Raw genomic sequence first — 8,662 nt, 5'->3', positions numbered from 1 at the left:
TGCCTACAGCCTGCCCCGCCCCAGCGGGCGCCGTCATCGTCGTACTCATCCTGGGGAACTCCTCCCCGCCCTCTACGACACCGATCCGGACTGTCCGGGTGTCTTACTCAAGGTTGGCACAGAGGGCTCGGCGTCTCGCCCGCCTTCGGCTACACGCACGACGCAAGCAGCGCCTCGGTGCGAGCGTTCAACAGTGCGGCCACCACCCTTGCAGTCAGTGACCTCAAAGCGGATAGCCGCTCCGTTCACGGGGAAGCCAACAACACCACCAACCGTTTGGACAACAACTCCGGCGCAGGCACCACAGTTTACAAGAACTTGGGTGTAACCATCACCGCAGTCCGTGCATGCTTGAACATCCCGCTGGCTCTAGACACCTGCACTAGCTGGCACTGATCATCCATTCACTCACAAAAGGGGAGTATCAATGGCGTGGAGGTTGACGAGGGCAGGGCAGCGACGACCGCACGATGTGGGTCGAGGCGGCCCATACAAGCCGTCGACCTCCACGCCGGTGCTTGATGTGCGCGACGTGCGGGTGAGCTACGGGGCGCACACGGTCCTGGACGGGACGTCCGTGCAGGTGGCGGGCAGTGAGTCCGTGGCCGTCATGGGTCCCTCGGGTTCCGGGAAGAGCACACTGTTGTCCGTGCTCCTGGGGCTCCTGAAGCCCGACTCCGGCACCGTGATGGTCGCGGGCACACCCGTCCGCGCCGGCATGGGGAAGACGGTGTCCGCACTGCGGCGCGACGCCATCGGCATGGTGTTCCAGGCGGGTCACCTGCTCGATGAGCTCTCCCCCGTGGAGAACGTCATGCTGCCAGCCCTGGTCGCGGGCAGACCCCAGACTGAGGCGCGCGGTACCGCCGAGGATCTGCTGTCCTCCTTGGGAGTGGGGGGCACGGAGCGCCCCGTCACCCAGTTCTCCGGCGGTGAGCAGCAGCGGATCGCGATTGCGCGTGCCCTGGTCAACTCCCCTGCCCTGGTGGTCGCGGACGAGCCGACCGGTTCCCTGGACCCGGGAAACCGGGACCTGGTCATCGACTCGCTGTTCTCGCTGCCGAAGCGCTTCGGGTGCGCGGTGCTGGTGGTGACGCACGACCCGATCGTCGCCGACCACGCAGATCGGGTACTCGCTCTCCGCGACGGCTTGCTGGAGGTCGACGATGCGCAGACCGCATGGACGGGAAGCGCACGATGAGGGGGCTCCGGGGAAGCCTGTGGCGCATAGGTGCGCACCTGCGCCACGCCGACCAGCATCGTTGGGGAGGACCCCGGGCCGTGGCCCAGTGTCTGGGGGCTCTCCTGGTGTGCATCGGCCTCGCCGCCATGGTGGTCGAGGCCGACTACACGGCGCTCCGCCAGGAACGCTCCGATGCGATCAGTCCCGTCATCGCGCAGTCCGATGCTGACACGCGTGTGTTGTACCGCTTCGGTGGCTTCGCCTCCATCGACAACCGCCCCGTCACTGTGGTCGTCATCGCACCGGTGTCGGAGGACTCCCCCCTTCCCCCGGGAGTCGAGTCTTGGCCGGAGCCGGGTGAGGCCGTGGTCTCACCCGCATTGGCGGAGGATCTGGTCGGGGACAGGACTGACCTGTTCGGCCCGGTCGCGGGGACCATCGGCCCTGAGGGCCTGGAAGTGCCCCGCGAGCGCCGCGTCTACATGCGACCCACCGAGGAGGCGCTGGACGAGGCCTCCATGACCGGAGTCTCGGGCTTCGGCGGGGACAACCCCACGGGCGGCTTCTACGGGGAGGGCTATCTCAACGCGAGCCCGCAGTCGATGGTCCAGGCGCTCCTGGTGGGCACCCTAGTCCTGCCCGGGATGGTTGCCCTGGTCCTGGGATCGGGGATCAATGGGGAGGAACGCATCCGCCAGAGCAGGACGCTCATGGCGTTGGGCCTGCAGAGACGGCACCTCGCTGCGATCGATGCGGTGGAAGGCTTGCCCGCGGTCCTGGTGGGCACCGCGCTGGGCGCACTCCTGGTGGGGGCCGCCTGTCTGGTGGACGTCTCCGTTCCTGCGCTGGATGCGGCGTTCCCTGCGGCGGACACCCGCCACGCCGGGACATGGCTGGTGATTGCAGTACTGGCCGCCTTGCTGGTGTCCCTGGGGACGGTTGTCGGAGCACGCCTGGCCCAACGCCAGCTCGTGACCATGAGGGCTCATCCCCATCGGATGGGACGTCTGCATCTGCGTGCCTTGGCGTGTGCAGTGGCTGCCGTGATCACTGTCTGGGTGCCCTTGCAGAGCAGGGACGGATACGTTCGACTCCTCTCCTATCTGATCGGTGTCGGTGTAGTTGCCCTGACCATCCCCGCGTTGGTGTCGATGGTCGTCACTGCGATTGGTTCCCTGACCGCTCGCATGGGGCTCCGCATCGGCAGCACCGGAACCCTGGTGGGCGGTCGACAGCTCGAGCGCCTCGCACAGCGGTCCACGCGGTTGGCCATCGGCGTCTGTTTCGCCGTCCTGGCGGCCGGACAGGTCCAGCTGTTCTCCAGCGCCATGGGCACGGAGTACTACCAAGCCATCCGGCAGGCGTCCGTCTACGGCACCACGGTGCTCCAGGCCTCAGGGAGTGGAGTCCCGGAGAGTGCGATCCACTCGTTGCTGGACTCCCTGCCCGAGGGCGCTGACCCCGCCTGGATCACCTACTCCGAGCCTAGCGATCCCGCGGCTCCTGTTCGAGCCACACTGCACGCCACCTGTGACACGCTCACAGCGATTGACCTCTCGTGCGCCTCCGGTCAGACAGAGGTCAGTGCCATGACCTCCCTCGTCGCCCAGCAGCTGGGTGGCTACTCCTTGGACGGCTCGATCGACATCCAACCACTCTCCTCGGATACCCCGACCGATGTCGGTGACGACACCACCCAGATGTTCATCGTCTCCACCACCGGCGCAGACCTGGACGCTGAGTCCCTGCAACGCAGCGCGAACCGGGTGACACCCGGGCTCCAGCTCGACACCCCTCAGCAGGTCTGGGTTTCGGGTGGTTCGCTCTCTGCACTCCGTTCCAGCTGGACGATTGCACTGGGATCGCTGGGGCTGGTCGGCATCTTCGGGGCGCTGTGTGCCAGCGTCGTGGGCGACAGCGCTTCCACCGCCCGTGCGCTGGCCCCGGTCGGTGCCCTCACGGGCTCCTCAGGTCTGCCAGGGGGCGCCGCCACCTGGCGCACGGCCGTACCGCTCCTGGTCTCCGGCATCATTGCGATCATCGCCTACTACCTGCTTCCCACAGGTCTCCGTATCGGCAGCGGTGTGGTCGAAGGCGCCACCTACTTCGAGCCCAGCCGTGTGTACGTCCTCGTCGTGGTGGCGGTCACCGTGCTGGGTACCGCGCTCGCCTCCATGAGCGCACGACACAGTGCCAGGCGTACGACCCGGTCCTGGCGACCCTGAGCAGCCGTGTGACCGCGGGGAGCCGACACACGTCCACGTCGGAACGCGCAGTAGGGCCCCACCTGGCGGGACGTCGCGTGATTGGCAACGCCTCGCACAGGAAGGACGGCCGTCACGGGTGCAGGATCATTGCCGCAGCTTCCGGGGGCCCGGGACAGCCCAGATCGACCAGACCCGCGCCCCCGGAACCGCTGTCTCAGTGCGCGAAGTGACGCGTGTGGGTGAGGTACATGGTGATCCCGGCGGCCTTCGCAGCGTCGATGGATTCCTGGTCGCGCACGGAGCCCCCGGGCTGGACCACGGCCTTCACACCGGCGTCGATGAGGACCTGGAGCCCGTCGGCGAAGGGGAAGAAGGCGTCCGAGGCGGCCACCGACCCGCGCGAACGCTGCTCGGGCCCCTCGGCCGCGACGTCTGCCGCGCGGGCCCCGCCCGCGGAATCGACATCTGCCGCGGCGTCCCCGGTGACCCGACCACCCAGGGTGTTCGCACGCTCGACGGCCAGCTTGCAGGAGTCCACGCGGTTGACCTGCCCCATGCCGACGCCCACCGAGGCCCCGTCCTTGACCAGCAGGATGGCGTTGGAGCGCACGGCGCGCACGGTCCTCCAGGCGAAGGCCAGATCATCCAGCGTCGCGGCGTCCGCGGGCTCACCTGCGGCGAGCTCCCAGTTGGCGGGATCATCACCGGGGGCATCGACGTCGTCGCGGCGCTGGACCAGCAGGCCCCCGCTGATCTGCTTGAACTCCGCACCCCCGCGGCACGGAGGCACGACCTGCAGCACGCGCAGGTTCTTCTTGGCGCTGAGGACCTCCACCGCGCCCTCCTCGAAGTCCGGGGCGAGGACGACCTCGGTGAAGATCGGGACGATCTGCTCGGCCAGGGCCACCGTCACCGGCCGGTTCACGGCGATGACTCCGCCGAAGGCGGAGACCGGGTCGCAGGCGTGGGCGCGGCGGTGGGCCTCTTCGACGGTGTCGGCCACCGCGATGCCGCAGGGGTTGGCGTGCTTGATGATCGCCACGCAGGGCTGGGCGTGGTCGTAGGCGGCGCGCAGGGCCGCATCGCCGTCGGTGTAGTTGTTGTAGCTCATGGCCTTGCCGTGCAGCTGGACGGCGTGGGCGATCCCGGGGGCCTGGGGGTGCTCGTGGTCGGCGTCCCCACACTCGCACGGGTCGCCCTCGTCGGTGCCCGGTCCCGCCTCCACGGGGGTGTCGAACTCCTGGTAGACGGCTGCGGCCTGGTGGGGGTTCTCGCCGTAGCGCAGGCTCTGGGTGCGCTCGAAGGCACCGACGACGACCTCGGGCAGGCGGTCGGCGTCCGGGACGGCTCCGGCCCCGCCCTCGTCGGCCCCGGCCTCCAGGAACACCGCGCCCAGCGGCGTCCCCTCGACGGCCTCGTCCGCGGCCTCGGGCAGTTCGGCCGCGAGGTCCGCGCGCCCCGTCTGCCCGGCGAACCACTGGGCGATCTCCAGGTCGTAGGTGGCGGTGTGGGCGAAGGCCTGGGCGGCGAGCTCGCGGCGCTCCTCGAGCGTGAAACCACCTCGCCCCAGTGCCGCGACCACCTGGGGGTAGTCCCCGGGATCGGTGACCACGGCGACGGAGGGATGGTTCTTCGCGGCGGCGCGCACCATGGAGGGCCCGCCGATGTCGATCTGCTCGACGCACTCGTCGAAGCCGGCGCCCGAGGCGACCGTCTGCTCGAAGGGGTAGAGGTTGCACACGACCAGGTCGAAGGCGCCGATGCCGAGCTCGGCCAGCTGGGCGCGGTGGGTGGCCTTGCGCTGGTCGGCGAGGATGCCGGCGTGGACCAGCGGGTGGAGGGTCTTGACGCGACCCTCCAGGACCTCCGGGAAGCCGGTGACGTCCTCGACGGCGGTGACGGGGATCCCCGCCTCGGCGATGCGGGCGGCCGTGGAGCCGGTGGAGACGATCTCCACGTCGTGGTCGTGGAGTGCCCGGGCGAGGTCGACCAGGCCGGTCTTGTCGTAGACGGAGACGAGGGCGCGGGTGAGCGGGCGGGCGTCGATGGGTTCGAGGTTGTCGAGGCGGACGGACATCATTCCTCCGGGGTGCGTGAGCGATCGGTACCCCAGCGCCCAGGCGGGCGACGCCATCGGGGTCGTGCCCGGCCGCTCCCCGGTGGTTCCCCACCCTCGCCAGTCGCGACCGGGGCCAGTCTATCCGCCCGCGCCGGGGGTGGGCGTGTGGTGCCCGTCGCGCACCGGTCGCGGATTGTGCCCGGCCCGCGAGCGCACGTCGGTGGCCCATGCGCTCATGCGGGTCTTGACGGCTGCGAGCTGGTCGGGCGTGACGCGGTAGACGCGCACCTCCTCGGGTTGGATGCGCTCGACGCGGTCGAGGCTCTGGGCGAACCACTCCAGGTCGAAGCCCGCATCGGCCTTCCGGGCGAGATCCAGCAGCTCCTCGTCGCTGTACCGTCCGGAACGCCGGATTGCGTCCATGTCGAGGTAGTCGCGGGCCTCGGCGCGCGAGAAGAGGGCGGCGACCTTGTTGCCCACGGCATCGTCGATCGCCAGTACCGGGCCGACCTCCAGACGCACAGGTCGGTGCGCCCGCCAGTCCACACCCAGGTCCATGTCGGTGCTGTGCCCCTGCGGACCGGTGACGGTGAGCTGGGCGAAGGTGTCTTGCCGTCTCCGCACATCCACGGTGTGGCCGAGCGCCTGCAACGCGGCGATGATCCGCTCCAACGCCGAGCCAAAGCCCACCTCGACGTCCTGCACGGTGAACAGGTCAACGTCTTCAGTGGGTCGGTCGATCAGCCCGTGCTCGCGGATCGCGCCCGAGCCCGCCAAGGCGAAGCCAGATCCCTCGCCGGCCGCTTCCAGGGCCAAGCGCGCAATGCGCCGTTGCTCCTCCAGCTCGCGTCTCACACGGCATCCCGCAGTTCGGGGAAGCGTCCCTCCCACAGCAGGCGCACGCGCGGGTCCATGTTCAGGACCGGCCATGTCTCGATGAGACGGTCCTGGTTCAGCAGACGGCGTTGCTCCTCGGCGGTGCCCTCGGCGAGCAACGCCTGGTAGGCCATGCGTCTCCAGCCGGGATTGGACACGTCGACACCGAGCCGATCGGCCTGCCAGCGCACCGCATGGGGCAGGTCAATGGGACCGTCGTGCGGCCCCTGCAGCTCGTCGAGTGACACTGGGGCGTCATAGGGCTTGATGTCGCGGAACCGCACGCGAGCTCCTGTCGGTTCGGCCATGGTCCACCCCCTCGTCCGGTTCCAGCCTACCCGGCGGGTCGAGAGCGGTCCCGTCCAACTCCGGGTTCGGGTTCGGCGATGGGGCCCGGACCGGCACCGATCCGCGCCCTCGCGGCGATCCCGTGCATCGCCTCCGGAGGACCCAGACGGCCTGTTCCCGCTCCCGCCTCGGCAGGCGGAACATGGGGATGAGGTCCCATCATGCCGTGAAACTCGCTGACATGCCGGTGTCGCTGGCATGGGTCATTCTCTCCCGCGACGTACCAGCGATCTGATGGGTCGGGGACACTGGAGCTGTGGCCGGGCGGGCCTGTCGCACCTAGCCGGACTGACCACCAGTCACACGCAGGGCGAACGGTGACCGGGCCACCATCTCGACCAGCCGAGAGCGGGCGTCATGTGCGGCGTCGGTCTCGAACTGGACTGCGCCGAGTCGGTCGCGAATCGAGTCGACATCTGAGGGGTCATGCCCAGTGGGAACACCATGACGGGCCAACAGACGCGTCGCTGCGACCTCTGACCTCAGAGTCTCGCAGTAGGTGTCGTGCTCTTCGGTCGTTGAACACTCCTGGAGCACTGCAGCTGGCGTCGACAAGTACTCATCCAAGTCACCTCGCGCCGCATCGTATGACCCGATCGCGGCGTACAGCTCCCGTTCGGCGATGAATGCCTGTGTCCGCGGAAGGAGTGCCACCAGGACAGCGGCACCGAGCATCACGACCAGAGCGACGACCACAACGAGTCTGCCATGCCTTCTTGTCGCCATTCCGTACCCCTGCGTGCCGGAGACATGTCCGTCAGTGGACACGTACCCACTGTGCCACACCGTGCCGTGTTCCGAGACGGGTCCACCCAACTCAGGACGATCCGGGAAGAGAGCACATCATTCCGATGAGCCGACCTCGTCGACTGACCATCGTCGCTGGTCACAGCCTCGCGTCCCCAACAGCACTGCTCATTGCAGCCGAGTTGTGTGTTGGCACCCGCGAGACGGCCCCGGATCGGCGCGATGGACGGACCCAGACGGGTGAAGCAATGGGTCGAGGGGCGGCAATCCCGAGCATCGCCTCCAGCAGTGTCAGCGCAGTGGAGGTCAGCTGGGCAGGACCACGCGGCGCCCGCGCACGTCCCAGCCACCACGCACCATGGCTCCCACGGTGTCCACCAGCTGGGTGCGCTCGGCGGCCTTGATCCTCTCCAGCAGGGACTCCACGTCGTCCTCGTCCAGCACGGGCACCACGGTCTGGGCGAGGATCGCCCCGGTGTCCGTGCCCGCATCCACCAGGAAGAGGGTCGCGCCGGTGACCTTCACACCCGCCGCGAGCGCGTCAGCGGGTGCGTGGGTGCCGGGGAAGGCCGGTAGCAGGGAGTTGTGGGTGTTGAGGGTCCGTCCGCCGAAGGCGTCCAGGAATGTCGGCCCGAGGAGCTTGAGGAACCCTGCGCAGACGACGAGGTCGGGGTGATGGACACTCACGAGATCGGTGAGCTCCCGGTCCCAGCGCGCCCGGTCGCTCCCGCGGGGCAGGGCGTGCACGAAGGTCTCGATTCCCCGGTCCTGGGCCCACTCGATGCCGGCGCACTCGCGGTCGGCACCGACGGCGACCACCGTGGCGCCCCAGTCGGGGTCGGTGGCGGCCTCGACGAGGGCGCGCATGTTGGACCCCTCCCCCGAGACGAGGACGACCAGGCGGGCCGGAGCCAATGGCGGCACGTGGTGGGTGTCAGTCACGGCGTCTCCTCAGGGTCGGCAGTGTCAGCAGGGTCGGGCTCAGAATCGGGCGCAGACTCGGGCCCGGTGGCGCCTTCGGCCGGACTGGAGGCGCGGATGTCGAGCGCGACCGTCGGGGTCCCATCGGGGTCCCCATCTGCGGACTCCCGCGCTCGGCGGGCAGTGCCCGTGGCCGAGTCGTCGCCGCTGTCGGGGACCGAGGCGGAGCCCGTCCGTGAGGAGTTCGCGTCGGTGGTCGTGGGGGGAACGCCGCCGGTACCGGTGACGGCGCCGGCAGACGCGTCCGCCACGGATCCGGCC

The 8,662-nt window shown here is 69.3% G+C and carries 8 protein-coding genes and 1 riboswitch; of the genes, 2 read left to right on the top strand and 6 right to left on the bottom strand.

Annotation, left to right across the window (positions count from 1 at the left end; all coding sequences use genetic code 11):
• The first annotated feature begins 514 nt into the window (after positions 1–514).
• Together BQ9890_RS14270 and BQ9890_RS14265 are read left to right on the top strand one after the other, a co-directional pair.
• Positions 515–1,201 carry an ABC transporter ATP-binding protein gene (locus BQ9890_RS14270; protein ID WP_075892443.1) on the top strand — a complete coding sequence of 229 codons (687 nt, stop codon included), beginning with the start codon at positions 515–517 and terminating at the stop codon, positions 1,199–1,201.
• Positions 1,202–1,281: 80 nt separating this feature from the next.
• Positions 1,282–3,408 (top strand): ABC transporter permease family protein, encoded by a 2,127-nt coding sequence (locus BQ9890_RS14265; RefSeq protein ID WP_075892441.1) that lies wholly within the window; start codon positions 1,282–1,284, stop codon positions 3,406–3,408.
• A gap of 196 nt (positions 3,409–3,604) precedes the next feature.
• On the opposite strand, the gene BQ9890_RS14260 is transcribed toward BQ9890_RS14265, so the two are convergent.
• The 6 genes from BQ9890_RS14260 to BQ9890_RS16520 all read right to left on the bottom strand — a co-directional run.
• Positions 3,605–5,467 carry a bifunctional phosphoribosylaminoimidazolecarboxamide formyltransferase/inosine monophosphate cyclohydrolase gene (locus BQ9890_RS14260; protein ID WP_075892439.1) on the bottom strand — a complete coding sequence of 621 codons (1,863 nt, stop codon included), beginning with the start codon at positions 5,465–5,467 and terminating at the stop codon, positions 3,605–3,607.
• A 30-nt stretch (positions 5,468–5,497) separates the two neighbouring features.
• Positions 5,498–5,584, bottom strand: a riboswitch (ZMP/ZTP riboswitch).
• Positions 5,585–5,587: 3 nt separating this feature from the next.
• Entirely contained in the window at positions 5,588–6,304 is a 717-nt protein-coding gene (locus BQ9890_RS14255) for a nucleotidyl transferase AbiEii/AbiGii toxin family protein (RefSeq protein WP_075892437.1), read from the bottom strand.
• Complete coding sequence (locus BQ9890_RS14250; protein WP_075892435.1) at positions 6,301–6,633, bottom strand: transcriptional regulator; 333 nt, start codon at positions 6,631–6,633, stop codon at positions 6,301–6,303. Before BQ9890_RS14250 ends, BQ9890_RS14255 begins: the two co-directional genes overlap by 4 nt.
• Positions 6,634–6,952: 319 nt before the next feature.
• Positions 6,953–7,441: a hypothetical protein gene (locus BQ9890_RS14245; protein WP_143226370.1), complete on the bottom strand. Its 489-nt coding sequence runs from the start codon at positions 7,439–7,441 to the stop codon at positions 6,953–6,955.
• 285 nt (positions 7,442–7,726) lie between these two features.
• Positions 7,727–8,362: a phosphoribosylglycinamide formyltransferase gene (gene purN / locus BQ9890_RS14240; protein WP_268258651.1), complete on the bottom strand. Its 636-nt coding sequence runs from the start codon at positions 8,360–8,362 to the stop codon at positions 7,727–7,729.
• A partial coding sequence (locus tag BQ9890_RS16520) for a hypothetical protein (RefSeq protein WP_230297973.1) occupies positions 8,359–8,662 on the bottom strand: 304 nt, incomplete at its 5' end. The genes purN and BQ9890_RS16520, both read right to left, overlap by 4 nt.

The organism is Actinomyces provencensis, assembly GCF_900155435.1.
Taxonomy (GTDB): domain Bacteria; phylum Actinomycetota; class Actinomycetes; order Actinomycetales; family Actinomycetaceae; genus Pauljensenia; species Pauljensenia provencensis.
This window is presented reverse-complemented; position numbering and strand designations above follow the sequence as displayed.